This window comes from Arthrobacter sp. 05L417, from assembly GCF_056397865.1.
Map to the genome: position 1 here is coordinate 1 of NZ_JBFTOG010000052.1, position 25,824 is coordinate 25,824.

The 25,824-nt window shown below is 64.3% G+C and carries 21 protein-coding genes, 1 tRNA gene and 2 pseudogenes; 10 read left to right on the plus strand and 14 right to left on the minus strand.

What is annotated here, in order from left to right; translation table 11 throughout:
• The 5 genes and pseudogenes from AC1DJW_RS24405 to AC1DJW_RS24425 form a co-directional block, all read left to right on the plus strand.
• Positions 1 to 207 (plus strand): hypothetical protein (locus tag AC1DJW_RS24405; RefSeq protein WP_476902747.1); only part of this gene is annotated, 207 nt, incomplete at its 5' end.
• A 473-nt stretch (positions 208 to 680) separates the two neighbouring features.
• Positions 681 to 1,175 (plus strand): SRPBCC family protein, encoded by a 495-nt coding sequence (locus AC1DJW_RS24410; RefSeq protein ID WP_284754954.1) that lies wholly within the window; start codon positions 681 to 683, stop codon positions 1,173 to 1,175.
• A gap of 73 nt (positions 1,176 to 1,248) precedes the next feature.
• Positions 1,249 to 1,614, plus strand: a pseudogene (locus tag AC1DJW_RS24415) (GNAT family N-acetyltransferase); the annotation flags it as partial.
• A gap of 54 nt (positions 1,615 to 1,668) precedes the next feature.
• Positions 1,669 to 3,087, plus strand: a complete 1,419-nt coding sequence (locus AC1DJW_RS24420; RefSeq protein ID WP_476902763.1) for an FAD-binding oxidoreductase — start codon at positions 1,669 to 1,671, stop codon at positions 3,085 to 3,087.
• Between the two features lie 132 nt (positions 3,088 to 3,219).
• The gene (locus AC1DJW_RS24425; protein WP_476902748.1) at positions 3,220 to 4,530 is read left to right on the plus strand and encodes an MFS transporter; all 1,311 of its coding nucleotides are present in this window, start codon (positions 3,220 to 3,222) and stop codon (positions 4,528 to 4,530) included.
• 55 nt (positions 4,531 to 4,585) lie between these two features.
• On the opposite strand, the gene AC1DJW_RS24430 is transcribed toward AC1DJW_RS24425, so the two are convergent.
• The 6 genes from AC1DJW_RS24430 to AC1DJW_RS24455 form a co-directional block, all read right to left on the minus strand.
• Positions 4,586 to 5,815 carry an amidohydrolase family protein gene (locus AC1DJW_RS24430; RefSeq protein ID WP_476902749.1) on the minus strand — a complete coding sequence of 410 codons (1,230 nt, stop codon included), beginning with the start codon at positions 5,813 to 5,815 and terminating at the stop codon, positions 4,586 to 4,588.
• A 24-nt stretch (positions 5,816 to 5,839) separates the two neighbouring features.
• The gene (locus AC1DJW_RS24435) at positions 5,840 to 6,862 is read right to left on the minus strand and encodes an ABC transporter ATP-binding protein (protein WP_476902750.1); all 1,023 of its coding nucleotides are present in this window, start codon (positions 6,860 to 6,862) and stop codon (positions 5,840 to 5,842) included.
• A gap of 8 nt (positions 6,863 to 6,870) precedes the next feature.
• Positions 6,871 to 7,938: an ABC transporter ATP-binding protein gene (locus AC1DJW_RS24440; RefSeq protein WP_476902751.1), complete on the minus strand. Its 1,068-nt coding sequence runs from the start codon at positions 7,936 to 7,938 to the stop codon at positions 6,871 to 6,873.
• Positions 7,935 to 8,936: an ABC transporter permease gene (locus tag AC1DJW_RS24445; RefSeq protein WP_390282098.1), complete on the minus strand. Its 1,002-nt coding sequence runs from the start codon at positions 8,934 to 8,936 to the stop codon at positions 7,935 to 7,937. The genes AC1DJW_RS24440 and AC1DJW_RS24445 overlap by 4 nt, the downstream gene beginning before the upstream one ends.
• Positions 8,937 to 9,037: 101 nt before the next feature.
• Positions 9,038 to 10,762, minus strand: a complete 1,725-nt coding sequence (locus AC1DJW_RS24450; protein ID WP_476902752.1) for an ABC transporter substrate-binding protein — start codon at positions 10,760 to 10,762, stop codon at positions 9,038 to 9,040.
• Positions 10,763 to 10,804: 42 nt separating this feature from the next.
• A complete protein-coding gene (locus AC1DJW_RS24455) occupies positions 10,805 to 11,737 on the minus strand; it encodes an ABC transporter permease (RefSeq protein ID WP_476902764.1) in 933 nt (310 codons plus the stop codon).
• A 284-nt stretch (positions 11,738 to 12,021) separates the two neighbouring features.
• Between AC1DJW_RS24455 and AC1DJW_RS24460 the strand changes: the two genes are divergently transcribed.
• Positions 12,022 to 12,693, plus strand: a complete 672-nt coding sequence (locus AC1DJW_RS24460) for a GntR family transcriptional regulator (RefSeq protein WP_284754968.1) — start codon at positions 12,022 to 12,024, stop codon at positions 12,691 to 12,693.
• A gap of 9 nt (positions 12,694 to 12,702) precedes the next feature.
• Here AC1DJW_RS24460 and AC1DJW_RS24465 read toward each other — a convergent pair whose 3' ends face one another.
• From AC1DJW_RS24465 to AC1DJW_RS24480, 4 genes are all read right to left on the minus strand, one after another.
• A complete protein-coding gene (locus AC1DJW_RS24465; RefSeq protein WP_390282093.1) occupies positions 12,703 to 14,112 on the minus strand; it encodes a DUF4032 domain-containing protein in 1,410 nt (469 codons plus the stop codon).
• Between the two features lie 149 nt (positions 14,113 to 14,261).
• Complete coding sequence (locus AC1DJW_RS24470; RefSeq protein WP_059388327.1) at positions 14,262 to 15,344, minus strand: ABC transporter ATP-binding protein; 1,083 nt, start codon at positions 15,342 to 15,344, stop codon at positions 14,262 to 14,264.
• A gap of 194 nt (positions 15,345 to 15,538) precedes the next feature.
• Positions 15,539 to 16,363: a trehalose-phosphatase gene (gene otsB / locus AC1DJW_RS24475; RefSeq protein WP_284754970.1), complete on the minus strand. Its 825-nt coding sequence runs from the start codon at positions 16,361 to 16,363 to the stop codon at positions 15,539 to 15,541.
• Positions 16,353 to 17,843: an alpha,alpha-trehalose-phosphate synthase (UDP-forming) gene (locus tag AC1DJW_RS24480; RefSeq protein WP_284754972.1), complete on the minus strand. Its 1,491-nt coding sequence runs from the start codon at positions 17,841 to 17,843 to the stop codon at positions 16,353 to 16,355. Before AC1DJW_RS24480 ends, otsB begins: the two co-directional genes overlap by 11 nt.
• 180 nt (positions 17,844 to 18,023) lie before the next feature.
• Here AC1DJW_RS24480 and AC1DJW_RS24485 point away from each other — a divergent pair, with 180 nt between their 5' ends.
• Both AC1DJW_RS24485 and AC1DJW_RS24490 read left to right on the plus strand, forming a co-directional pair.
• Positions 18,024 to 18,902: a DsbA family protein gene (locus tag AC1DJW_RS24485; RefSeq protein WP_284754974.1), complete on the plus strand. Its 879-nt coding sequence runs from the start codon at positions 18,024 to 18,026 to the stop codon at positions 18,900 to 18,902.
• Positions 18,903 to 19,007: 105 nt separating this feature from the next.
• Positions 19,008 to 19,081: transfer RNA gene (locus AC1DJW_RS24490), tRNA-Thr, on the plus strand.
• Between the two features lie 89 nt (positions 19,082 to 19,170).
• On the opposite strand, the gene AC1DJW_RS24495 is transcribed toward AC1DJW_RS24490, so the two are convergent.
• The 4 genes from AC1DJW_RS24495 to AC1DJW_RS24510 all read right to left on the minus strand — a co-directional run bounded on the left by AC1DJW_RS24495 (position 19,171) and on the right by AC1DJW_RS24510 (position 24,309).
• Entirely contained in the window at positions 19,171 to 20,385 is a 1,215-nt protein-coding gene (locus AC1DJW_RS24495) for a site-specific integrase (RefSeq protein ID WP_476902753.1), read from the minus strand.
• Positions 20,386 to 20,409: 24 nt separating this feature from the next.
• The gene (locus tag AC1DJW_RS24500; protein WP_476902754.1) at positions 20,410 to 20,622 is read right to left on the minus strand and encodes a helix-turn-helix domain-containing protein; all 213 of its coding nucleotides are present in this window, start codon (positions 20,620 to 20,622) and stop codon (positions 20,410 to 20,412) included.
• Between the two features lie 112 nt (positions 20,623 to 20,734).
• Positions 20,735 to 23,944, minus strand: a complete 3,210-nt coding sequence (gene mobF / locus AC1DJW_RS24505) for a MobF family relaxase (protein WP_476902755.1) — start codon at positions 23,942 to 23,944, stop codon at positions 20,735 to 20,737.
• Positions 23,929 to 24,309: a relaxase domain-containing protein gene (locus tag AC1DJW_RS24510; RefSeq protein WP_476902756.1), complete on the minus strand. Its 381-nt coding sequence runs from the start codon at positions 24,307 to 24,309 to the stop codon at positions 23,929 to 23,931. Before AC1DJW_RS24510 ends, mobF begins: the two co-directional genes overlap by 16 nt.
• A 419-nt stretch (positions 24,310 to 24,728) precedes the next feature.
• Here AC1DJW_RS24510 and AC1DJW_RS24515 point away from each other — a divergent pair.
• Together AC1DJW_RS24515 and AC1DJW_RS24520 are read left to right on the plus strand one after the other, a co-directional pair.
• A pseudogene (locus AC1DJW_RS24515) lies at positions 24,729 to 25,010 on the plus strand (IS110 family transposase); the annotation flags it as partial.
• 589 nt (positions 25,011 to 25,599) lie between these two features.
• Positions 25,600 to 25,812 carry a hypothetical protein gene (locus AC1DJW_RS24520; protein ID WP_476902757.1) on the plus strand — a complete coding sequence of 71 codons (213 nt, stop codon included), beginning with the start codon at positions 25,600 to 25,602 and terminating at the stop codon, positions 25,810 to 25,812.
• Positions 25,813 to 25,824 lie beyond the last annotated feature (12 nt).

A 25,824-nucleotide genomic window follows, 5' to 3' on the forward strand; every position in this document is an offset into this window, starting at 1 on the left:
GTGTCCCACGAAAACCCGGCATACGTGAGCGGGCGTCCGGGTCACCCAACCCCCGCTCACATATCAACGGTCGTGACCAAACCCCCGCTCACATATGCGCCGCACCGGCACGCAGCCACACCCGCAGCGCCCGGCAGCCTTGAGCGGGCGTCCCGCCGGGACCCCCAATACGTGAGCGAGGGTCCGGCCGGGACCCGCCATACGTGAGCGAGGGTCCGGCCGGGACCCGCCATACGTGAGCGGGCGTTCAACGAAAACCCGGCATAAGAGAGCGGGCGTCCGGGTCACCCAACCCCCGCTCACGTATCAACGGTCATGACCAGACCCCCGCTCACATATGGCCCGGTTTCCCGAAACCCTCGCTCACGTATGGCCCGGTTTCCGGCAAACCCCCGCTCACCCATGCGCCGCACCGGCACGCAGCCACACCCGCAGCGCCCGGCAGCACTGAGCAGGCGTCGGACCCGGACCCGCCATACGTGAGCGAGCGTCCCGCCGGGAGCCGGTATAAGTGAGCGAGCGTCCGGCCGGGAGCCGGCATAAGTGAGCGGGCGTCCGGCCGGGAGCCGGTATACGTGAGCGGGCGTCCGGCCCGGACCCGCCATACGTGAGCGGGCGTTTGAGGGGGAGCGGGTTGGGTCCGGAGTAGGGGGCATCGCTGGGCGGTAAAGTTGGTGCACATGGAGAGCCTCTTTAGTCACCTCACGCCGGACTCCGAACCCCAGCCAGAGCAAGCCGGTGAGCTGGACCCAGTAGTGTGCACCGTCGTCGTACCTTCGCCGGTGGCGCATGCCTTCATGGGCTTCACCGATCACCCGCATCTCTGGTGGCCGATGGAGGACCACAGCGTCTACGGGGCGGGCTCGCACGTTGAGTTCGAGGAGAACTTGATCCTGGAGACGGCGGACGACGGACGTACCTCGATATGGGGGACCATCGACGATTGGCAGCCGCCCTTGTCCTTCCATGCGAGCTGGTATCCGGGCAGCACCGCGATGTGGTCCACGGAACTCCGCCTGGCCTTCCGGGCTGTAGACGGGGGCACCGAGGTTCGCTTGGTGCACGACGGCTGGGAGGGTGCCGAACACCCCGCGCAGACCCGTGCGGACTACGCGGCTGACTGGCCTGGAGTTCTTGAGCGCTATGTCCGATTCATGGGTGGCGCAAGTGAATAGAATCCGTCGGCTCCAAGCGGCTGACTGGCGTTTGCTTCGCGACGTCCGCTTGGAGATGTTGTCGGACACACCGATGGCCTACGTGGAGAGCCTCGCGGCCGCTCGTCGCCAGACTGACACCCAATGGCAAGAGCGCGCAGCCACGATGTCGGGCGACTCGAGCATCACCCTGGTAGCGGATGACGGTACGGACGGCAGCCGGATCAGTGGGCTCATGCGCGTGGTCATCAAGCAGCCACAGGATTCTTCCCAGGCTCTACAAGCCATGCTGATCAGCGTCTACGTTGCACCCGAACACCGGGGCTTGGGCCTGGCTGACCAGTTGCTCGATGAGGCTTGTGCCGTAGCAGGCGCCGAGCTCGGAGCCGGGGTGATCGAACTGGGTGTCCACGAGGAGAACGCCCGCGCCAAGGCGTTCTACACCCGGCACGGATTTGAATACACCGGTGCCAGCCGGCCGTATCCGCAGGACAGAACCAAGTTGGAGATCGTCATGGCCCGCCGAATTCCACTCGCCGCTCCGACTCGGCAAAGCAAAAGCCCCGGCGGGTTCATCGATGAGCTGGCCGCCGGCCTCTCTTCGGGGCAAGTCGCCGTCGACGAACAGACACGCACCGCCTATGCGGCAGACCTGGGACCAGTCCTGGACTTGCAGTTGCCCGTGGCAGTCGTGTTCGCCGAATCCGTTGAAGACGTGCAGCATGTGGTGCGCAGTTGCGCCAAGCACGGGGTTCCGATCGTCGCCCGCGGCGCCGGTACCGGGGTTTCCGGTGGCGCCCATGCCAGCCCTGGATGCATAGTGCTCAGCCTTGAACGCATGAACCGTATCCTGCAGTTCAACGCGGACGACGAGACCGCCGTCGTCGAACCGGGCGTGGTGAACGCTGACCTGAACGCCGCGGCGGCTGAACACGGCCTGATGTATGCGCCGGACCCCGCGAGCTACAAAATGTCCACGATCGGCGGCAACGTGGCCACGAACGCCGGCGGCTTGCGCTGTGCCAAGTATGGCGTGACCAGGGACTCGGTGCTGGCGCTCGACGTCGTCCTGGCGGACGGCTCGCTCATCCACACAGGCCACCAGACCTTCAAAGGCGTGGCCGGATACGATCTCACGGCACTGTTCGTGGGCTCCGAGGGCACCCTGGGGATCGTGGTGGGCGTGACGGTGCGCCTGCGCTACCTGCCCCGCGAGGTACAGACAGTTGCGGCCTTCTATCCGGATTTCCGCGGTGCCGCCGCGGGCGTCCTGGCGGTCGGAAAGGCACGCGTCCAGCCGGCCATCATGGAAATGCTCGACGCCGGAACGCTGGCCCAGCTCGACGAACTGTACGGCTCGGACCTCGGAGAACGCGGAAAGGCGCTCCTGCTGATCCAGACAGACGGTTTCGGAGCTGCTGCCGAGGCAGCGTTGGTGCGGGAAGTGCTTGCGGCCGGCGGCGCCACTGTGACGGCGGAATCGACTGCGGAAGCCGAGCGCCTCATCGACATGCGGCGCTCGAGTCGAGGCGACGAAGTGGATAACGAATACCGGGTAGGCGAGGACGTCGCCGTTCCGAGGTCGCGGCTTGTGGACTATGTGGCCGCGCTTGAGGCCATGGCCGTCACCCACGATGTCCAGCTCAAGGTGGTGGCCCATGCCGGCGACGGCAACCTGCACCCCACCTTCTGGGTGGACCGCGTGGACATGGAAGTGGACGCGGATGCCATGTCCCGCCTCAACAAGGCCTTGGACGACTCCATTGATGCCGCGCTCGAGATGGGCGGAACCATCACCGGCGAGCACGGGGTGGGGCAGTACAAGCTGCGCTGGCTCGGCCTTGAGCAGCCCAGGCCCATCCGCGAGTTGCAGCACCGCATCAAAGAGCTTTTCGACCCCACCGGAATCTTCAATCCCGGCAAGGCTATCTAGGGCCTTTGGTATTCCATATTTGATCGCAAAGATCTCACGTCACACTCATCCGCTATTTTTCTGCCGGTTTACTTTGCCCGCCGATGCGCCTAATCTAGTTTGGTATACCAAATTAGATTAGGGAGGCAATCAATGGGGCAAGCACGTCCGCCGCGCCGCGGTACGTCCGCGTATGCCGCTCGGAGGACCGCCTGGGTACTCGTCGCGCTGGCGCTTGTCTCCATCAACCTCCGTCCGGCCATTACGACGATCGCCGGCACCATGGGGCAGCTGCAGGCAGGTTTCGGACTAGATCCGCATTTGCTGCCGCTGCTTGGCGCCCTCCCTGTACTAGCCTTTGGCGTCTCGGCCCCTTGCGGTCCTTGGCTGGCCCGTCGCCTGGGCACTGGACGGGCAGTGGCGGCGGCGCTTCTGGCACTTGCCGCCGCGCTGCTCGTCCGCGTACTCGTGCCGGGACTGTTGCTGCCCGGAACGTTCCTGGCAGGAGCATCCATCATGACCGCCAGCGTGCTCGTGCCACAGATCGTCAAAGCCAACCGCGGTACCGGGTGGTGGACGGGGCTGTGCACCATGGGCTTCGGACTGGGCGCGGCGCTCGGCGCGGGACTCGTCCAGCCGCTGCAGCAAGCGTTCGGCGGGAGCCTCGCTTGGGCGCTGGCCGTCTGGGCCGTTCCCGCCTTGATAGGGGCCGCCTTGATCGACTGGACCGGCCAAACGGCCGGGCGCCCCGATGGAACCGATAGAACCGGCGGACCGGCGTCGGGCGCTGGCTTACAGGAGACGACGACGGCGGGTGGCGCCACGCGGGAAACCGGCACCATTCCGCTGCGGAAGCAGCGGACGGCCTGGGCCGTGACTGCCTTCTTCGGGCTGCAAGCCATGCTGTATTTCGCCGTTACCTCGTGGTTGGCGGTGTTCCTGGTGTCGAAGGGCCAGACGGCGGCCGATGCTGCCGGGCTCTTGGCCTGGTTCAGCGTGGCAGGCCTGCCCGCGAGCCTCTTGGCCCCCGTTCTCGCGGGGCGTCGAGTGGTCCTGAAGTTTATGGCTCCGGGCTTGGGACTGCTTGTCGCGGCGGCTTTGATAGGAGTCTTGGCGGCGCCCGTTGCTTTGCAGTTCCTCATGGTCGGCCTGTTGGGGATCGTCCAGAGCGCCGGCTTCGGGCTGGGAATGGCGTTGGTTGTCATCCGCTCAACCGGACCACAGAGCGCCGGTAGCCTGTCCGCCATGAGCCAGGGCCTGGGTTTCGCGTTGGCCTCCCTCGGGCCCTTGGCGACGGGATTCCTGCATGAGTGGTCCGGCGGCTGGGATGCTCCCTTCTGGGCCTTGGCGGGGGAATCGGTGTTGCTCGCGGTTGCCGGTTTCCTCGCCGTGCGCGGGCGCGCCGTGTCCGTGGAAGCCGCCGAGGCGGAGCACCTTGGCGAGCCCGCCGCCGTCGGGCGCTAAGCCCTAGCAAAAGTGGCCGGTCCCTCAATGAGGGACCGGCCACTTTTGCTAGGGCTTAGACCAGCTCGAGCTGCTCTGCCACGACCTTGCCGCGGTGGATCACTGTGCGGTCGGTGCTGCGGTCCATGACGGCGGAGGCGACCGTTTCGCCGTCGAGCAGCAGGAGTTCCGCGGGATCGCCGACCTCGACGCCGGGGCGGTGTGCCGTGCCCTTCAGGCGGGTGGCGGAAGGGTCAAGGATGCTGGCGCCGCCTACGGTGGCGATCGCGAGGCAGTGCTCGATGAGCTCGTCCTTGCGGAAGCCGTGGGTGAAAGCGAGCTGCCAGGTACGGTCGAGCATGTCCGTGTTGCCGTAAGGGGACCAGTAGTCGCGCTGGCCGTCCTCTCCCAGGCCCATGCGTACGCCGGCTTCGGCGAGCAGCGGGATGGGCAGCTGGGCGGCCACACCGGCGGAGCCCGGCGCCACCGACGCCATGGAGATGTCCAGTTCGGCGAACTCGTCGATGAGGCGGCGCGTGGTGGCCTCGGAGACGCTGCCCAGCTGGTACGCATGGGACATGGTGACCTTGCCCTGCATGCCCAAGGCACGGGTGCGCTCGATCACCAGGTCCGTGCTGAAGACGCCGAGCTCGCCGGGCTCGTGGAGGTGGATATCAATGGGGACCTGGTACTTTTCGGCCAGCCCGAAGACGATGTCCAGATGCCGGGCGGGGTCGCGGTCCAGGCTGCACGGGTCGATGCCGCCCATGACATTTGCGCCGGCCTTGAGTGCCTGGTCCATGAGGGGGACAGTGCCGTCCTCGAGGAGAAGGCCCGCCTGCGGGAACGCGATGATGTCGACGTCGGCCTGCCCTTTGAACTGCTCCTTGGCGGCCATCACGGCGTCGAAACGCTCAAGCCGGCAGTCGACGTCGATCTGGGCATAGGAGCGGACACGCGTGGTGCCGCGCGCGATCATCCGGCCTAGGGTGTTGTTGACCCGTTCCTGAAGCGGAACCTCCGCGTTGCGCCAGTTCTGCCGGTCGTTCATCATCATGGTCCACACGCCGGGGCCGCCTGTGTGTTCGCGGAACGGCAGGCCGATGCGGGTGGAGTCCAGGTGCACATGGACGTCCGAGAACGACGGCACGAGCAGGCGGCCGCGGCCCTCGACGACGGTGGTGTCGCCGGTCGCCGCAGCGCGCGTCGGGTCATGGGGTTCGACGCCGGTGATCTTGCCGTCCGTGATGAGGACGTCGCTCAATGCTTGTCCCCAGGGGCGGACGGCACGAATCAGGGTGTTCAATGTATTGCTCCTTTGATGTTGGATCTATTGCACACCAGCGGGGGCTGCTGATTCCAGACCTGCGTGGTGGCAGGCCGGGGCAGCCGCGCTGGCTGGTCGGGGGATTTCGCTGATGCAGCGTTGCTGCAGTTCCGCGCCCAAGGTGCCGAACAACGGACACCGGGTGCGGAAGACGCAGCCGCTGGGTGGGTTTGCCGGCGACGGGAGATCTCCCCGGAGCCGGATCTTTTGTTGCTGGCGGGCTGCCCGGGGATCCGGCAGGGGCACGGCGGACAAGAGAGCTTGCGTATAGGGATGCCGGGGCTCCCGGAACAATTCCTCCCGGGTTCCTTGCTCGACGACTTTGCCGAGGTACATCACCGCCACCTCGTGCGAGATATGCCGGACCACGGAAAGATCGTGCGCGATGAAGATGTATGCCACTCCGGTGTCCCGCTGGATCTCCTGCAGCAAGTTGACCACTTGCGCCTGCACCGAGACATCGAGGGCGGATACGGGTTCGTCGCACACAATCACGGAGGGGTTCAGAGAGATGGCGCGCGCGATTCCCACGCGCTGGCGCTGGCCGCCGGAGAACTCGTGCGGGAAACGGTTGTAGTGCTCGGGTTTGAGGCCCACTTGTTCGAGGAGTTCCTTGACCCGGTTCTTGAGGCCGCCGGCCGGGTTGATCTTTTGCGCCAGCATCGGCGCCGCGATGGCCGTGCCCACGGTTTGCCGTGGATTGAGCGAGGCGAAGGGGTCCTGGAAGATCATTTGGACTTTGCGGCGGAAGTTGTACAGATCGCGGCCGCCCAGCTGGCTGATGTCCACCCCGTCGATCAAGATCCTCCCACCGGTCGGATCCATGAGCCGAGCGACCATGCGTCCAGTGGTCGACTTGCCGCAACCGGACTCACCTACGAGCCCCAAAGTCTGGCCGCGCGCGAGACTGAAGGAGACGCCGTCGACCGCTTTGACCGTCTTGGATCCCATGGGGGAGAACAGCCCGCCTTTGATGGGGAAGTGTTTCTGGAGGTTCTCCACCTGGAGAATTGCCTGCGTGTCCATGACGGGTCCTAACGCGTATTCCGAATGGTGACGATCTGGGGGCCGCTCAGGTGGCAGCGCTTGCCGTGGCCGTCCTCGACCACGAGCTCCGGGCGCTGGCCCGCGCATACGCCGTCGCCGGCGAGGGCCGCGTACTCGCACCGGGCGCTGAAAATGCAGCCTTTCGGAAGGTCAAGGAGCGACGGCGGCTGGCCCGGAATGGGGTTGAGCCTGCCCGAGGAACTGCTCAGCGTGGGCATCGATTTGAGCAGGCCCAGGGTGTAGGGATGCTGCGTGTCGTAGAAGATCTCGTCCACCGGTCCCGATTCGACGCATTGCCCGCCGTACATGACCAGCACGGAATCGCACACTTCGGCCACCACGCCAAGATCATGGGTGATGAGGATCAGGGCCGAGTTGGTTTCCTGCTGGAGCTCGGACATGAGGTCAAGGATCTGTGCCTGCACGGTGACGTCCAGCGCAGTGGTTGGTTCGTCCGCGATGAGCAGCTCCGGCTCGCAGATCAATGCCATGGCGATCATGGCGCGTTGGCGCATGCCTCCGGAGAAATGGTGCGGGTATTCGTCGTAGCGCTGCTCTGGGCTGGGAATGCCCACCCTTCCGAGCATGTCGACGGCGGCTGCGCGGGCTTGCTTCTTGCTCGCCTTGTTGTGGACGAGGTAGGCCTCGGCAATTTGATGACCCACGGTGAAGAAGGGGTGCAGGGCCGAGAGCGGATCCTGGAAGATCATGCCGATGTTCCGGCCGCGAAGCTGCCGCATGCCGGACTCGGGCAGCGTCACAAGGTCCTTGCCCTGGAACAACGCCTGGCCGGTGACCCGGGCTGAGGTCCCCTTGAGGAGTCCCATGAGCGCCTGGCTGGTGACCGACTTGCCGGACCCGGACTCTCCTACGATGCCGAGGGTCTGCCCGCGCTCCAAGGAGAAATCCATCCCGTTGACGGCCGAAACAAGGCCGTCGTCGGTAGGGAACTTCACCGAAAGGTTGCGGACGTCCAGGAACGCGGCGGTTCCCGCGGCCTGATGCGTGGTTCGCGTGGCCGGTTGACCGGCCGGACTGGGCTGGAGCTGGGTCATTGGAGCCTCACTCGGGGATCGATGGCAGCGTAGGCGAGGTCGACAACGACATTCGCGACGATAACGAAGAAGGCGGCCAGCATGGTGATGGCCATGGTGACGGGGAGGTCGCCGGAAATGGCAGCCCGGACTGCCGTGAAACCGAGCCCCGGGACGGAGAAGATCTGCTCTGTGAGGACCGCGCCGCCGAGGAGGAGCCCGATGTCCATTCCGAGCATGGTCACGACCGGAGTGATGCCGGCCCGGACGCCGTGCTTGAACGTCACTGTTCGGGGCGCCAGGCCCTTGGCACGGGCCGTGCGGATGAAGTCCTCGCTGAAGGTCTCGATCATGTTGGTCCGGGTGACGCGGATGTAAGCCGCGCTGAAAAGCACGGCGAGGGCCACCCAAGGCAGGAAGTAGTTAAGCACCCAGGCCCCCGGACCCTGCGGACCGAAGGGGCTGTTGATCTCGTTCGTCGTGAAGGGCAGGAGGTGCAACTGGTTGACGAAAACCAGCAACAGGAACAAGCCGGTGACGGGGATAGGCAGTGAGACACCAATGGACGCTGCGCCGACGATGAACTTGTCCGTGGCGGATCCCTTGCGAAGGGCGGCGAGCAAACCGAGCCCGACGCCGGAAACGGTCCAGAGCACGAGCGCGCCGACCGCCATGGAGAGCGTGTAGGGCAGGGAGCGGGCAATGATGTCCGAGACGTTTTCATTGGTTTGGAACGATTTGCCGAGGCATGGCCACTGGCAGATCGATTCGGCTCCGGGCGCACCGATCATCCGCGGCGAGACCAGCCCGCTCATGTAGTCGATGTACTGGACCAGGAAAGGGTGGTCCATGCCAAGGGCCACGCGGGCTTCCGCGATGCGTTCGGGAGTGCACTCCTGGCCGCAAGCGGCAGACGCTGGATCGGCAGGTCCGAGCTGGAAAAGCGTGAAGGTGATGAAGCTGACGGCTACGAGAAGCAGGATCAGGGAGCCTGTCCGGCGAAAGATGAATCTGATCATTGTGCTGGTTGCGGGCCGCCCGGTATTAACCGGACGGCCCGCCTCCCTTCTGGGCTGGCCTGATTGGTGTGAACAGGCCCGGTTGTGTGGATTAGGCCTGGTTAGTGCTCGACGCCGACGATCGAGAGGTCGATGCCGCCGAAGAAGTAGCCCACTTGGGCGTTGCGGATGTTGGAGCCCACCACACTGTTGGTGTGGCTGCGGACGAGCGGGATGATCGGGTAGGTCTTCAGTGCCTTGCCGAACTCCTCAGACCATTTCTTGCCGAGTTCCTCCGAGGTCCCGGCCGTGTTCCGAAGCTCGAACATGGCCTTCGAAATCTGCGGATCGAAGTAGCGCGACGTGTTGGAGAAGCCGTAGCTGGTGCCGTCGTTGTTCGGTCCGAGGATGGGATCGGCTGACGTACGCACTGACGCCGGGTCGGCGCCGCCACACCAGCCTGACCGTGCAATGTCCGGCAGTTGGTCGCTGGCCAGCACGGAGTAGTAGTTCGGGGCCGGGATCGGCACGAGCTGGACGTCGATGCCCAGGGCCTTGAGGTTCTGCTGGATCACGGTGCCCGTGTTCTTGTAGGCGTCCCGGTTGTTGGCATACCCGTAGGTCAGGCTCTTGGGGTAGTTCTTGCCTTCGAGGAGCTTCTTGGCTTCCTCTAGCTTGGGCTTGCCTGTGGGGTCGATCTCCAGGTCCTGGGCGACGTAGCCGCGCATCTTGGCGTTGAGCGGGGTCTGGGTGAGTTCTCCGAAGCGACGTCCGCCGTACTGGACCAGGATGGACTGGCGGTCCAGGGCCAGGGCGATTGCCTTGCGGACATCGGGATCGGAGATCTTCTCGGTGTTGAGGCTGAGGACGTCGTTGCAGCCGAGCAGTCCCGAAGCAACACGGTCTTTGACCTGGGCATCAGCGAGCTTGGCGGAATCCGAGGTCTGCAGTGCGCCGTTGGAGTCCAAAGTGAGGGCATTGGGATCCGAGTTGGCAAGCAACTGCTGGCTGATGGTGGCTTGCGAAGTGGAGAGCGAGAAGCTGAACGTGTCCGGAAGTGCCGAGCGGTTGGGGTCGGTGGCCGGATCCCAGTTGGGGTTGCGCACCAGTTTGAGCGACTTTCCGCGGCTGTACGAATCGACCATGTACGGGCCCGAAGACACCGGGTGGTTGGTGTAGTCCAGCTTGGTGTCCTTGTCCTTCGGGACAGGGGAGGTGTTGGAACGGGAGGCCAGAGCCGGGAATTCGGCGAACGGCTTCTTCAAGTGAAAGACGATGGTGCGTTCGTCGGGCGTTTCAACAGCCTTGAGGTCAGCGGAAGGATCCTTGTATGGCCCTTTGTAGCCACCGGCGTCGAGCGCTGCGTTGAGCTCTTGCGGGGCCTGGGTGTAAACGTCCTGGGCGAAGGTGCGTTCGATGCCGTACTTGACGTCTGCCGAGGTGATGGGGCGGCCGTCCTCGAACTTGAGGCCCTTCTGGAGGGTGAACGTCCAGGTGAGTCCGTCTTTGGATACCTGGCCCGTGTCCGTGGCGAGGTCGGGAACGATGGTGGGCGGCTGGCCGGCCGTCTCCTTCGCCATGGTGAGGTTCCTGTAGTACAGCTGGCCGACGTTGGCCGTCTGGACGTAGTTGCTATTGCCCGGGTCCAGGGTTTGGAAGTCCGAGGACATCAGGACGTTGATGTTGCCGCCCTTGGTGGTGAAACCGGGCTTGACCACTTCGGGAGCCTGCTCGGTGCTCGAAGCGCCGGAGACGGCAGTTCCGGGCTGGTTCTGTCCCGCCGCGCAGCCTGTGGCAGCGGTGGCGATCAGCACGGCAAGGGCCAGCGCTCTGGTGGGGGTGTTCATTGTGCTCCTCATAGGGGTGGGTGGAACGGATATGAAGGGGGATTAGTGGCGTGATGCCTTGGGATCCAGGGCATCCCGCACGGCGTCGCCGAGGAGGTTGAACGCCAGGACGGTGACGATGAGCATGGCGCCGGGGACTGCCAGGAACCAGGGATCGCTGAGGTACCAGTTGCCGGATTGGGCGGCGTTGAGCATCTGGCCCCAGGACGGCGTGGGGTCCTTGACGCCGACGCCGAGGAAGGACAGTGCTGCTTCTGCGGAGATATTCGTGGGAATGAGCATGGTGGCGTAGACCAGTACGACGCCCATCACGTTGGGAATGATCTGCCGGAACAACACGCTCAAATGCGAGGCACCGAACGATAGCGCGGCCTCGACGAACTCGCGCTCGCGGAGGCTCAGCACCTGGCCGCGGACGATTCGGGCGAGGTATGCCCAGCCGAAGAAGCCCAGGATGATCACGAGCGAAGCCATGGGGAGGAAGCTTCCTTGACCAAGCGGGGTGTCCCGCAGCCGTGACTGCAGGATCGGCGTCAGCGAAAGGACCAGCAAGAGGTGCGGAAAGGCGAGGAAGAGATCCATGATCCGGCTGATGATCGCGTCCGTCTTGCCGCCGAAGTAGCCCGCGGCCGCACCGATCACGGTTCCCAGGACCACCGAGACCGCAGTGGACAGCAGGGCAATGGTGAGGGATACCTGGCCACCGTAGGCGAGGCGGGCAAACAGGTCACGGCCCAGTCCGGGTTCCACGCCCAGCCAGTGGCTGGCCGAAGGGTACATGTATCCCGGGAGCGGCAACCCGGGAGTCTGGAGGTCGTCCAGGACATCGGGGCTGGTGTTGGACGTGAAGGGATCGTTGCCGGACATGCCACTGAGCAGCGGACCGAGGATGGCGAACAACATGATCGCCACCACCACGCAGAGGCTCAACAAGGCAATCTTGCTCCGGCGGATCCGTAACCAGGCCGTGGCCAGAAGCGACCGCGCCTCGGCGGTGGATCTATTCGGGGACGGACTGGGGGATGGACTCGCAGCAGTTGGTTCGACGGTGGACTGTAGCTGGGTCAACGGGGGTGCTCGATTCATGATCCAAGGAGTAGGCTCCGGACTTTTTGTATACCAAAAATAGACTAGAGCAGGTTCGATGGGATGTAAATCACAAATATCGCACTATCTGGAATACCAAACAGCTGAGTTTCCGCCCGTGTATGCTCGGGTGGAACGCAAGACGATGGGGAAGGGAAGGGTGGCCGAAGCCGATGCCCGAAACGTTGACAGGCCGCGACGACGAAGCCCGGGCCGAACAGGTCTACCAGCTGGTCCTTGAGGGAATCGTGGCGGGGAGATACGAGCAGGGCGCGCGGCTGCGCGAACGGGAGCTCTCCGAGCTCTACAACGTTTCACGAATCCCCGTGCGGGAGGCCATCCAACGCCTTGAGCAGGACGGCTTCGTGGAAACCTTCCCCCGCCGGGGCGCCGTGGTGCGCCAATTGACGCTCACCGACGTCAACGAACTCTTCGACGTGCGGCTTTGCCTGGAAACGTTCGCGGCCCGCATGGCGGCCGTCCGCGTCGCGGCGGGAGAGCCGGGCCTCCGTTTGAAGGAGCTCCTCGACGACACGAGGCAAGCGATCGACGACGACCGCACCGACGACGTCGTACGCCTCAGTGCGGCGTTCCACGCCGAAATCGTGCGGCTGTCCGGCAACCGGCTGCTCATCGAGTCGGTCAAGCCGTTGTTTGGACGCATGCGCTGGATCTTCGGGCTCGCCCACAACCGCAGCAACGAACTCCAGCGCGACGAGCACATGGAACTGTGCAACGCCATCCTCGGCGGCAAGGCCGAGCTCGCCTACACCCTGGCGTACTCCCACATCGAGCTCGGGCGCGAACCCGTGCTTAAGGGACTCGCGGAGACGCTGGAGCCCTGAACCCCCGCGTTAGTCGTCGGAATCCGGGTATTCGTCCTCGTCGTACCGGGATTCCTCGGTTTCAGCCTCAAGGATCTTGAGCATCGCAGTGTCCGGGTTGAGCATGATGGCAGCCTCGTCACGCCGGTGGCGCAGGATGGTGTCCAGGTAGGACTGCACGGCTTCCGCCAAGGGGATGTGGCTGTCCTGCTTCTGGCTCATGTACCAGCGGTGTTCGAGGACTTCGTGGACCACTTCCGCCGGTTCAAGCTTGCCTGCGAGGTCGCGCGGGATGGACCGGACGATGGGCTCGAAGATCTGGCTGACCCAGGTATGGGCACTGATTTCTTCGTCCATGTCCGGGTTGTTGTCCGCCCGGAACGAATCCATGTCATTGAGCAGCCGGCGGGCCTGGTTCTCCTGGGCATCCAGGCCCGTGAGGCGAAGCAACCGCCGCTGGTGGTGGCCGGCGTCGACCACCTTGGGCTGAAGCTGGATAGTGGAACCGTCCGCGGTGGTCTTGATGGCGTATTCCTCGACGTCGAAGCCGAGTTCGTTGAGGCGGCGGATGCGCGCGCCCACGCGCCAGCGTTCGCCGAGCTCGAACGATTCCTTTTCAGTGAGTTCGGCCCACAGCCGGCGGTACGAGTCCATGATGAGCTCCGACGTCGCCACCGGGTCCACCTTCTCCTCGATCAGTCCGCCTTCGAGCAGGTCCATGAGTTCCCCGGCGATGTTGACGCGCGCAATCTCCAGATCGTACTCGCGCTGGCCCACCGACAGATCGGGGTACAGCTCGCCCGTCTCGGCGTCCACGAGGTACGCGGCGAACGCGCCGGCGTCACGCCGGAACAAGGTGTTGGACAAGGAAACGTCGCCCCAATAGAAGCCGATCAGGTGCAGGCGCACCAGCAGCAGCGCTTGGGCATCGATAAGCCTTGTGAGGGTGTCCCTGCGCAGCATTTGGGAGAAGAGCGCACGGTACGGCATGGAGAACTTGAGGTGCCGGGTGACCAGGACGGGGTTCAGCGGCTTGCCGTCAACGGTGGTGCGGCCGGTGATGACTGCAACCGGCTCGACGCACGGCACATCCATCCGTGCCAGCTTGCGGAGCATGTGGTACTCGTGCCGGGCAACGTGTTCGGACGTTTCCTTGATGGCGATGACGGAGCCGCCCAGGTGCGCGAAACGCACGATGTGCCGGGAAATGCCGCGGGGCAGGGCGGCCAGGTTCGCTGCAGGCCAGTCCTCGAGAGCGATGTGCCACGGCAGGTCCAGGAGCTCGGGATCCGCTGCTGCGGCAGTGATGTTGAGGGATCCGATGACCCCCGCCGGAGGTGCCGTGTCATTGGCGCTGGCAGCCTCGGTGCGCGGGAGTTTGCCGATCTGCGCGTAGTCGGTGGGTTCGTCATGCCACTTGGCACCGCTTTGCTCGGTCATGGGGTCAATTCTTCCGTATGGAGGCTGCTGTTAACGACGACGGCGGCCCGTCCACTCGGAAGGGCCGCCGTCGGTAATGCGGTAGTGCTCGGCCCACGCCGGCAGGGTTCCCTGACCGAAGCGGAGCGAGGTTAGGGTGCCGGTGGGGACTAGTCGCCCAGGCGCAGGCCCGACTTGGTGTCGAACAAGTGCACGTGGCCCGACTGCGGACGAACGAAGATGGACTCGCCCTTCATCGGGGGGCGGCGGCCGTCGACGCGGGCCACGATGTCGTGGCTCTTGCCGTCAAGCGTGGTGTGGCCGTAGACGTAGGCGTCAGCGCCGAGTTCTTCGACGACGTCAACCTCAACTTCGAGACCTTCGCCGGCACCAACGGTTTCGAGGTCTTCCGGACGGGAACCGAGCGTCACGGTCTTGCCGTGTGCCTCTTCGAGGACATCGTGCGGTACCGGGTAAACCGTGCCACCGAACTGGACGCCGCCGTCGACGACCGGCAGTTCGAGCAAGTTCATGGCGGGGGAGCCGATGAAGCCGGCGACGAAGACGTTCTTCGGGCGGTCGTACAGGTTGCGCGGGGTGTCTACCTGCTGCAGCAGGCCATCCTTGAGAACGGCAACGCGGTCACCCATGGTCATGGCCTCGACCTGGTCGTGCGTCACGTAGACCGTGGTGACGCCGAGGCGCCGGGTCAGGGACGCGATCTGCGTACGCGTCTGGACACGGAGCTTGGCGTCCAAGTTGGAAAGGGGCTCATCCATGAGGAAGACCTGCGGGTTACGGACGATTGCGCGGCCCATGGCAACGCGCTGACGCTGGCCACCGGAGAGTGCCTTCGGCTTGCGGTCCAGGTACTGCTCGAGGTCAAGAAGCTTGGCTGCTTCGCGGACACGCTCGGCGCGCTCTTCCTTGGAGACGCCGGCGATCTTGAGTGCGAAGCCCATGTTGTCCGCAACCGTCATGTGCGGGTACAGGGCGTAGTTCTGGAAGACCATTGCGATGTCGCGGTCCTTCGGCGGGACGTCCGTGACGTCGCGGTCGCCGATCAGAATGCGGCCGGAGTTCACATCCTCGAGGCCTGCGAGCATGCGCAGGGAGGTGGACTTACCGCAACCGGAGGGTCCAACGAGGACCAGGAATTCGCCATCGGCGATGTCGATGTTGAGCTTATCGACGGCGGGCTTATCTGTGCCCGGGTACAGACGCGTAGCGTTATCAAAAGTAACTGTTGCCACAGTTATCAATCCCTTCACCGGCAGGTACGTGCCGGACGATCCGTTGTGAATGGTTCATGTTTATTCAGTTGGACTCCCTGCCCCGGGCTGGGCCCGGGCAAGGGAGACTGAGTGACGCCGCACGGTTGTTGTGCGTCACATCACAACCAAGAGTATGGCAGCAGCCCGGGTTATTCGCCCAAATGTTACGAACGTCACATGTGAGATGAGTCTCCCGAGACTTCGCGGCGGCGTTCGCGAAGGACCGCCTCCAGGAGTTCGGCGACGTGGACAGGGGCTTCGACCCGGAACTCGGCCTGGGTGAAATCCAGTCCAACCTTCACGCCGACGTCCCCGGTCCCAAGCCTGGCGATGGCGTCCTCGTCCGTCACATCGTCGCCGGCAAAAAGGATCCCGGTAGCCGAGGTGGCCTGGCGCAGGAACTCGACGGCCTCGCCCTTGGAGGAATGCACCACCGAGGTCTCGAGGACCCGTTTGCCGTTCTTGAGGAACACTCCCGGCCGGCCTTCAAGGACTGTCCGGGCGGCCGCGACGGCGTCCTCCGCCACGTCATCGGCGGCACGCCGGGTGTGGAGTACGACGCCGGCGGGCTTGTCTTCGAGGACTGTCCCTGGAGCTTCCTGCGAGATTGCGGCCAACACCTCGCGGACTTCGGCAAGGAGGTCCCTTTGGGCGTTGTCGAGCTGGAGTTCCGCCGAACCGGGGCCCATCCAGGCCTCCGCGCCATGGCTGCCAATCAGCAGCGTGGCCTCGGGAGGCGAGGCGACCGCCCGCAGGCTGGCCAATGCACGCCCGGAGATGAGCGCCGTCGTCGTCCTCGGAAGTTTGGCGAGTTCAGCGAAGGCCGCGGCTGAGCGCTCGAGCGGGCGCGCGGCGTCGGCGTGGTCCACGATCGGGGAAATGGTGCCGTCAAAGTCCATCGCCACCAAAAGGTGCTCGGTGCCCGCGATTCTGCGGACGGCGTCGAGCAGTTCGGGCGGCAGGCTCAGCGGGGGCGTGGCTGCTGTCTCAGGAGTCATCGCGCACCACGATTTCTGCCAGGGCCGACAGGAATTCGGCTGACCAATGATCGACGTCGTGGTCGAGGATTTGCTTGCGCATGGACTTCATCCGGCGGCGGGATTCGTTCGAAGGCAGGTTCACGGCCCTCATGATGGTGTTCTTGAGCCCGTCGATGTCGTGCGGATTCATGAGGAGTGCTTGCTTGAGTTGATCGGCCGCGCCGGTGAATTCACTCAGGACCAAGGCGCCTGTGTTGTTGGTCCGGGCTGTGACATATTCCTTTGCCACGAGGTTCATACCGTCACGCAATGCTGTCACCAGCATGACGTCGGCCGCGAGGTACAAAGCCACCATTTCCTCGACCGGGTAGCTGTGGTGGAGGTAGCGAACGGCGGTGTTCTGCATGGTGTCGTAGCTGCCGTTGATGTGGCCGACGGTGCCCTCAATTTCCTCACGCAGGAGCCGGTACTGCCGCACGCGCTCGCGGCTGGGGCTCGCCACCTGGATCAGTGTGGCGTCCTCCACGGTGAGCCGGCCTTCCTTGAGGAGTTCTTCGAAGGCCTTCAAACGGTGGGGGATGCCCTTGGTGTAGTCGAGGCGGTCTACGCCCAGGAGGATGGTTTTGGGGTTTCCGAGGTCCTGGCGGATCTGCCGGGCACGTTCGATGATGTCCGGGCGCTCCGCGAGTTCGCTGATCTGGTCTACGGCAATGGAGATCGGGAAGGCCTGTGCGCGGGCAATATGGGTGATCTGCCCGTCCGGTCCCTTGACGTGGACCTGCTGCTGTTTGACGCTGGCGCCAATGAATCGGCGTGCCGAGCGCATGAAGTTCGCCGCGTCGCTGGGGCGCTGGAAACCCACCAGATCGGCGCCGAGCAGGCCTTCGATGATGGCCTGGCGCCACGGCAATTGGGCGAAGATCTCCGGCGGCGGGAACGGGATGTGGTTGAAGAAACCGATGCGCAGGTCCGGGCGCGCCTGCCGGAGCATGCTCGGCACGAGCTGGAGTTGGTAATCCTGCACCCAGACGGTGGCTCCGTCGTCTGCGTATTGGATGACGGCGTCGGCGAAGCGCCGGTTGACCCGGCGGTAGCTGTCCCACCAAGTTCGGTGGAACTCCGGTGGGGCAATGACGTCGTGGTAAAGCGGCCAGAGAGTGGCGTTGGAGAACCCTTCGTAATAGAGCTCAACATCGTGCGTGCTGAGTTCCACGGGAATCAGGTCCATCCCGCCGTGGCTGAAGGGTTCCAACGCTTCGTCCGGGGCGCCGTGCCAGCCCACCCAGGCGCCGTCGCTCTTGGTCATCATCGGCGCGAGGGCAGTCACTAGGCCCCCAGGAGAGCGGCGCCAACCTTCCTCGCCGCTTTCCCCGTCATCGCTGGGGTAACGGTCAACCGGAAGGCGGTTGGAGACCACCATGAAGTCGTGTTTCCGGGCCTTTGGAGCCTGATTGCCTTCGGGTGCGCTGTCGATTTTTTCGCTTGCCGTTTCTTGCATTGCTGCCCCCTGGGGTTGCTTGTGACTCATCTCCCACCCTACCGGCGGGAATCATCAAGGACACTTGCTCGTTCCTCAGACTGGAGTCGATGACCCCAGCAAAGCTGCCACTCTTCTCCCGTAAACTGGCCCCGTTGCCAAAGCTAAAAACCAACGCCGTCGATCAATCACGAGGAACTGATGAGCCCCGCAAACGAACCACGCCTGTCCAAGGCAGAGCGCACCGCCCAGGCCCGCGAAAAGGCCCGCGAGATCCGCGAAGCTCAGCTGAAGAAAGACAAGCGCAATAAGTTGCTCATCGGATGGGGCATCGTGGTTGCCGTCGTGGCGATCCTCGCGGTCATTGCCCTCGTGGTCACCCAGAACATTGCGAACAACGCCCCGATCGCCGACCAGGGTCCGACGCCGGCGAACGCCAACGTGCACGGCGGCGTGACGCTGCTGAAGGGCACCGACGTGACGAAGGTGGCCGCCGGAACTGTTAACCTGGCGGACCTGCCGGCAGCTCCGGCCACCAAGCCAGCCACGGTGACCGCTCCGGGTGCCGAGGCTGAAGCTGGCAAGCCGGTCAAGGTTGTGGCTTACATCGACTTCATCTGCCCCATCTGCAAGAACTTCGAGAGCACGTACAACCAGCAGCTGACCCAGTTGCGCGACGACGGCAAGATCACCCTGGAGTACCGTCCCTTCGGCTTCCTGGACGCCAGCTCCAGCACCAACTACTCCTCTCGCGCCGCCAACGCCGCAGCGTGCGTGGCGAACACGTCACCGGACAAGTACTCGGCACTCGTAGACCTGCTGTACGCACAGCAGCCTGCCGAGGGCAGTGCGGGCATTTCGGACAACGACCTCAAGAAGTTGGCCACCCAAGCGGGATCGGCCAACATTGACTCCTGCATTGACAACAAGACGTACCGCCCGTTCATCAAGGTGGTCACCCAGGAGGCCAAGAATATCGGGATCTCCGGCACGCCCACGGTCTTCGTCGACGGCCAGCAGTGGGACAACAAGACGGACTTCATGACCGTCCTGAATGCGGCTATCGCAGCGAAGAAGTAGTTCTCCCCGCCTAGGCCTTCCGTCCGCTGCAATTTCCGTGGGCGGGAGGTCTTGGGCTACCCTTATCTAGCGCTCGCGCGCACCAGCTCCGGTCCGCCGGGGCGCGCCTCCTTAGCTCAGTTGGCCAGAGCACCGCTCTTGTAAAGCGGGGGTCGTCGGTTCGAATCCGACAGGGGGCTCTTAGTTTGGCTCTGACCTGCGGGTATGTTGGCTCTGGTCAGAGCCATTTGAACTTTTTCGCTCCGGACTCACCTTTAACTCACCTGAATCAGATTTGGAGACCGGTCTTGCCAGGCGCTCCTGGTCCTCCGTTGGCTGCGTCGAAGGCGCCGAGCACGGCCCGTGTGTCGATCGCTTCTTTGTATTCCTCGACGTAGTGCTTTCGGGTCATTGACACCTTGGAGTGCCCTGCCTGGTAGGCGGCCGTTTCGGCGCCCATGGTCCGTGCGATGAGAGTCGCGTTGGCCTTGCGGAACGTTTTGAACGTCACCCACGAGTATCCGATGTCGTCAGCCGCTTTGCGCCAGGTCTTGCCGACGTTGTTCGGATCGCACACCGTTCCTGTGGATGAGGGAAAGACCAGGTCCAAGGGCTTCCCAGCGGCGTTGCTGCGTTGCCTGAGCTGTCGCCTTCGAAGCGACTCGGCGAGATTTGGCGGTATGGTCACGTAGCGGAATCCGTGCTCGGATTTTGGGTGGTCTTGAATGGTGACACCCCCGGTGGAAGTACGGATGACCGTGGCGCGGACATGGACGGTCGGCGGGTCTGCCTCGAGGTCGACATCAGCCCAGGACAGTGCGAACAGTTCGCCTGGGCGTAGGCCTGTGGTGATGAGGACGTCGGCGATTTGGTGGAGCTCCTGGGATCTCGTGCGGCCAAGCACCGATCCCTGTTCCCAAGCAATGAGCTTGGTCCTCAGATCCAGAAACTGTCCCGGATCCAGAGCTTGAGGCTTCGCCGCCCGGCTTCTCGGGATAGAGATTCCTAGGACCGGATTGATGCTCACAGCGTCGTGGCGCAGCGCAATTTTGAACATCGACGACAACACGGCCCCGCAAGTGCGGGCCGTAGCCGGGCCGGCCGCGTCGACAACATTTCGAATGAAGTGATCCACGACGCCTGGCGTGGTCTCCCCAATGCGGACAGAGCCGATTCCAGGCAGAATGTACTTCTTGACGCTGAACGCGTACTTGTCTTTGGTCCGCGATGCCTTGTCCGAGCGTTGCAGCTCTGCCAGGTAGACCTCTGAGAGGTCGCGGATCTGGTCCGTTGCGCTGATGAGGGCGTTGCCTTGGGTCTGCCTTTTCTGCAGTTTGATTTGGAGATTTCGCCGCGCCGCAGCGGCGGATGGTCCGCGGGCTTCGATTTTTCGCGTTTGCCCGTCGAGGTCCCGGTATCTGGCCCGCGCACGCCAGCTTCTTGCTGTTGCCCGCTCAGTGCGGCTGAGACCCCATGTTCCGAGGGGCAGTGGGTACCTGCTCATTATCCCGTGCAGGTTTTGGGCCGCTTACCGCTCTGCGTGCAGCGACAGCCAGGCAACGAAGTCGCTCTGCCTGATTCGCAGGTGCCTGCCGATGCGGTATGCGTGTGGCCCGACGTGCTTGGCTCGCCACTGGTAGAAGGTCTGTTCGGGAATCTGTAGCTGTGCGCAGATCTCCTTCGGGGTTAGCCACTGTTGGTCAACCTCGACGGGCTGGTTGCGATTTGGCGTCGTCGTCATTGGAGTCTCCGTGGTCTTGGTCACCTGACATACGGCCAGGCTCTGTTCCAACTTCATGGGAGACAAAGGCGCAGACGGCATGACCGTGCGGAGGAGCAGGGTGATTGTGATGTCAGAGCTGCCAACCGACAGTAATGGGGCTGATCTGTCGGGAGATCGGATCTTCCAGCCATTGGCCGGGTTGTTGGTGCCTGTTGGGTTGGGACGAAGTCCGGTCGGCAACGCGCTTGAGGTGTTCGTACTGCGATGACTGTTCCCAATCATGGTCTGCCGGTGCAGATCCCAGAGGGAGGGGTGAGTCGTCGATATCCCAGCGGTCCCTGTAGATGGCAACCTTGGCGACCAGGCGGGCAATGTCTGTCGCGGTCACGTTCGGCGGGAGCGTTTCGACGAGTTTTCTTTTCCATTCAGTGTCCTGCGTCAAAGCGGCCGACGCGACTTGGTTGGCCCGCTGCCTGATCTTATGGGTTACTTGGTTGATCATGTCAGCGAGGTCGGGCCGGTTGGTGTGAAGTGGTTCGGGGATGACGGCACGGTCGGCGGCTGGCATGCGGGATGAGAAATTGACGAGCCGGGCGTGCAGAACGGCTGCGACGTCCTTTGCATCGCCGCTTGTTTCCAAAGCGGCGGTGACAGTCCGCTGAGCCCCGGGCCGGCTGGCCGCGGTCGCTCGGCGCCAGGCTGCGACGGCCGCGCCCCACGAGGGGGATTGTTGCAACACCTCATCGATCTCCGGAGCGCGCGCCTTGAGGAACCTTGTCAGGTCTTCGGCGGCTGCGATCTGGGCGAGGTAGTCGTATTCGGCGCTGAGCCGGTCGAGCGTGTCGGCGCTGGACTGTTCGGCGTCGCGGATTTCGTGGGCGGTTCGTTCGGCGCCTTCTGCCGCGAGCACTTCGGCGAGGATCTCCTGCCACGACTCTTGCTGGGAAGGATCAAGAGGCTCGTGATCGCCGGGATCGTTCTCGCTGACGTACGCGTAATTGCCGCCACGGCCGCGGGTCATGCTCACGTAGAGAAGCTCGCGTGTGAGACGTCCTTGGGTGACGACGGTGTGGCCGGTGTCGACGGTGATTCCTTGGGAGCGGTGGGCTGTGGTCGCGTATCCCAGCTCGACCGCGGACTCGACGTAGTCGCGGTGCAGGGTGACAGTGGCGCCTGTGTCCCTGCGTACCGCGGTGAGGGAACCGTCGCGCCTGCCGACGCGCAGGACGTCGAGCAGGGTGCCGTTGCGGACGAAGTCACCGTTGCTGTCCGCAACGGTGCGGTCGTTGCGGCGCGCGATGACCGTGTCATCTCGGCCTGCACGCATCCCGTCGCCCAGAAGCACGGTCTGTTCGGCGTCCACAACACCTTGGATCACCCGGTCCGCCTGGGCTCGTTCGTTGAGCATGCCGACGGTGTCGTTGTCGGCGGCGATGAGGATGGACGACTTCCCGGCGAGGATGTCGGATTGCCAGTTCAGGTAAGCCTGGTCGACCATGTCCAGATAGGTTCCATGCCGGATCCGTTGATGCTGCTCGTAGTCGCTGATGGCTGCGACGTCCCCGGCACGGAGCTTCAACGAGGCATCCCGTTCCCAGGCGTTCTCGAACCGCCAGATGGTGCTCAGCCGGGCGGTCTTGCCCTGGCGGTCCAGCCAGCCCAGGACACCGCCGGCGCCGATGGCATCCAGCTGCCCGGGATCGCCCACCAATAGAATCTTTGCTCCGGCGTCCCGGGCCTGTTCCACAAGCGCGGCGAGCTGAAGGGTCGACACCATCGAGGCCTCGTCGACGACAACCAGCTGGTTCGAATGGAACCGCCACCGGTCCTGCTCGGCGGAGAGCCAAGCGGCTTTCTGCGCGAGCAGAGCGGTCTGCGAGCTTAACTTAGCCACAGGATTGGTGAGCCGCCGCTCCGCATCGAAGAACCGCTCAGCCCGGCGACTGGCCCCCTCGCCGGCGGACTCGTACAGCCACTTGGCAACATTCTCCGCGACCATGGACAGTTCCCGCCCGAGAACCTCGGCGCTCGCCGCTGCGGGCGCCAATCCGACTACGCTGCCGGAACCGAACTCTGCTTCCCAGGCTGCCTTGACCGCGCCGAGGGCGGTGGTCTTGCCGGTTCCGGCGGGTCCGACGACGGCGTCGAGCCGGTTTCCGCTTAGCAGGATCTCTGCAGCGGCGGCCCGCTGGTCGTCGTGCAGCCCGAATTTGCCGTGGTGCTGGTTGCCGGCGAGTTCATCCATGGCGACCATTGGCCGGACGGCGGGGCCGCCGTCGTTGTTCCTTGCCTCCATGACGGTCTCCTCGCACGCGAGGGTGGTGGCGTCGGTGTAGAGGCGGGAACCGTGGAAGTCGAAGACGCTCCTGGTGCCGAGACGCAGATCCGGCTGCGCGTCCGCGGGGACACTGTACCGGTAGTCGTTCAGGGGGACCGATTGGCTTTGCGCGGCGGTGGCGACGGCGTCGATCAGGGCGTTGCGGTCCTCCGGGGCCTGGCAGCGGATCGCGGCGCAGAAGCGTTCGGCCTCGGCCAGCAGGTTCCACCGGTTCCAGGTGGCGCGCTTGGCCGCGACACGTTCCCGGGTCAGTGATCCGACGGCGTGCACCCACTCGGCGGTGAAGTCGCACGAGCGGAACGGGTTTGTCCGTGACCGCCGGACGGTGTTGGCAAGAACGAGCCGGGGCTCGAAGCCCTTGGCTGCCGCGCGTGCCTGCCACCTTGCGGAAAGCTCACGGAGCGGCGCAATGATGTCGGCTTTGGGGGTGCGGGTGGAGAGGGTTGCCTGCTGGCGGAGTTTGATGGTGGTGGTCGCCGTTGGGGAAGTCCCGTGGTCCGTGGTCCATTCGGCCACGAGCCGGTCGGTCTCCAGCTCGATGAGGCGTGACCGGTGGGAGAATTCGCGGATCAGGCTGTCATCGACGCCGGTCAGCTGCGCACTTGGGTTATGCGTGGTGGCTGCGGGCTCGCGGATGTCGGTGTCGGTCCCGAGGTGGCGGTGGAGGGCATCGAAGAGCAGTCCGTTGTAGTGCTCGCTGGCAGCGACGGCGGCCTTGTAGAGGGTTCGGGAGTCGAGGGTGACCCACGCACCGTCGGTGGCCCGTTGGACGCGGTTGGCGATGATCAGGTGCGTGTGCAGCTGCGGGTCCCCGGCGCGCGACTCCCAATGATCAAAGGCGGCGGCGATGGCTCCCGTGGTGCCGATGCGGGCAATGCCATTGTGTCCGGATCTTGTTTGGATGACGGACTCCTCCAACCATTCCAGTGTGGCGGCGACGGCGTCGTGATGGGTTTGCAGGATCTGGTCCTGAAGCGACCTGGGGCTCAGTGCCCAGAGCACGGAGACAGACTTGGGAACGCTGAACGTGTCAGGTCGAAACCGGCGACAGCGCGGCGCGTGCCGGCTTGTCCCTGGCTGTTTTGGACGAGTGTGGGTTGGCCGTGCGGGCGGCCCAGAGGAGCGCCGGTGTCCGGATGGACCGTTTCGTCGAAGATGGCTTTGGCATCGGTTTCGGTGACTAGATCGCCGCTGGCGCGGTTGATGCCGCCCAGGCCGCTACCGAGCCAGCGCCCCTGCGGGGTACCGGCCTTCATGTAGTAGGTCGTTGCGTCCGGCGGAGTCGGCGACACATCATCCATCATCGTGGTCTTGAACAGGTACCTCAGACCCGACTGCGCGGAGAGCCGGGCGATCGACATGGTCATGGCCGTCTCCGTGTCCGCCGTCGACTGTCTCGCTGCCCGTTGCCGCAGCTCGTAGAGCAGAATCGCTGCGAGGTGCGAGACTGTTCGAAGTCTTGACCACATTCACCGCAAGTCTTCCCATTCACGTCGGTTCATCAACACCGGGCCCAACCGCTACATGACTGGCCGTAAGTCGGCGCTCACGGTCTGGCCTTGGGTGCCAGAGGTGTAAGCGATGGGGAATTGCCTCCGCGTTCGGGGCGATGAGAATTGTGGTGCTCCTTGGCGACGTCGACGCACACTGGTGCGGGGTGAGCCCGTAGAGGTGTATGACGCGGGGTCCCTGGGTATGCCGTATGGAATGACCCGCGAGCTCCGTCGCTGACTCCCATCAAGTCCGTTCCCAAACCGGCTGGCCCCTGAGGTTCGATCCCCGTACCCCGGCGGCCGAAGACTCGGGAAGGACCAGCGGCAATCACCACCGGCCCCGACGTTACGACCGCCGGCTCCTCCGGGTCTCCTACCTCTCCTCGCTCTCCGCGCTGAAGTCCTGCGCAGCTTCGCGTGGCTATTACGACCGGAAACGGCTCGAGGGAAAGACCCATGTCCAGGCGATGCTTTCCCGGGCCCGGCGGCGCCTCAATGTGCTCTGGGCAATGCTCCGCGATGGCACTACCTATACCCCTGCCGCGGCGGTTCAGACTGCCCCGGTGGTAGCTTGACGGGCAGTCGTCCCCACGGCCTCGGGCGTCCAATCGAGTTCCTGCCACAATTCAAGGCGAAGTCCGGTAAACATCAAGCCCCTTTCTCTTCCGTGCGCGACCGGGAGGATGGACACTACTTTCAGGGGGTGTCATCGGCGAACAGGTGAGGCCAGGGCTGTCATGAATCCTTTGATCACATTGGCTGCGCCGCAGGACAGCAGTCCGTTGACAGCCCCGGTCCGGCCCATGCAAGCCAAGGTCCTTCCCGAACTCATGCCGGTGGATCCGAACGCTTATGCGGAGTGCTCCGCGCACCTTCACAGCGGAAGCCGCAGAGGGATCGCGGACCTCTTCGACGGCGTCCTTGGCTTCTCTGTAGCCGAAGTATCCTTGGCTACCGCCACCCCGGACTGGCGCTCACTGCTGCCATCGTCACCACTGACACGAGCCTTCGGGGACGAAATCCACGGCGTTCACCTCCGAGCGATTCACCGACCCCGGCGATCGCCGCCAGGGACTGGACGACGAACTCCTGCACCCCCGAGGGCACCGGACCCGTTGCCTCCGGGCACCCACACAACAAAAATCGGAATAGGACACGCCGATCATGACCCAGCTCAAGACCACCTTGGAAGTCACGGTCTCAAACGCGGCAGCGATGGAGACTGAACTCGCCGCAGCCATCGAAGCGGTCCGACAGGCAGCCCTCGCCGAACGCCGCTGCGGCATCCTGATCACCCGACACGGGGCAGGAAAGTACACGGTGGGCCTCAGCGAGGACGTGCCGTTCGGCCTGACCTGGGAACGGGACGCTGGATAACGCACCTGGGTT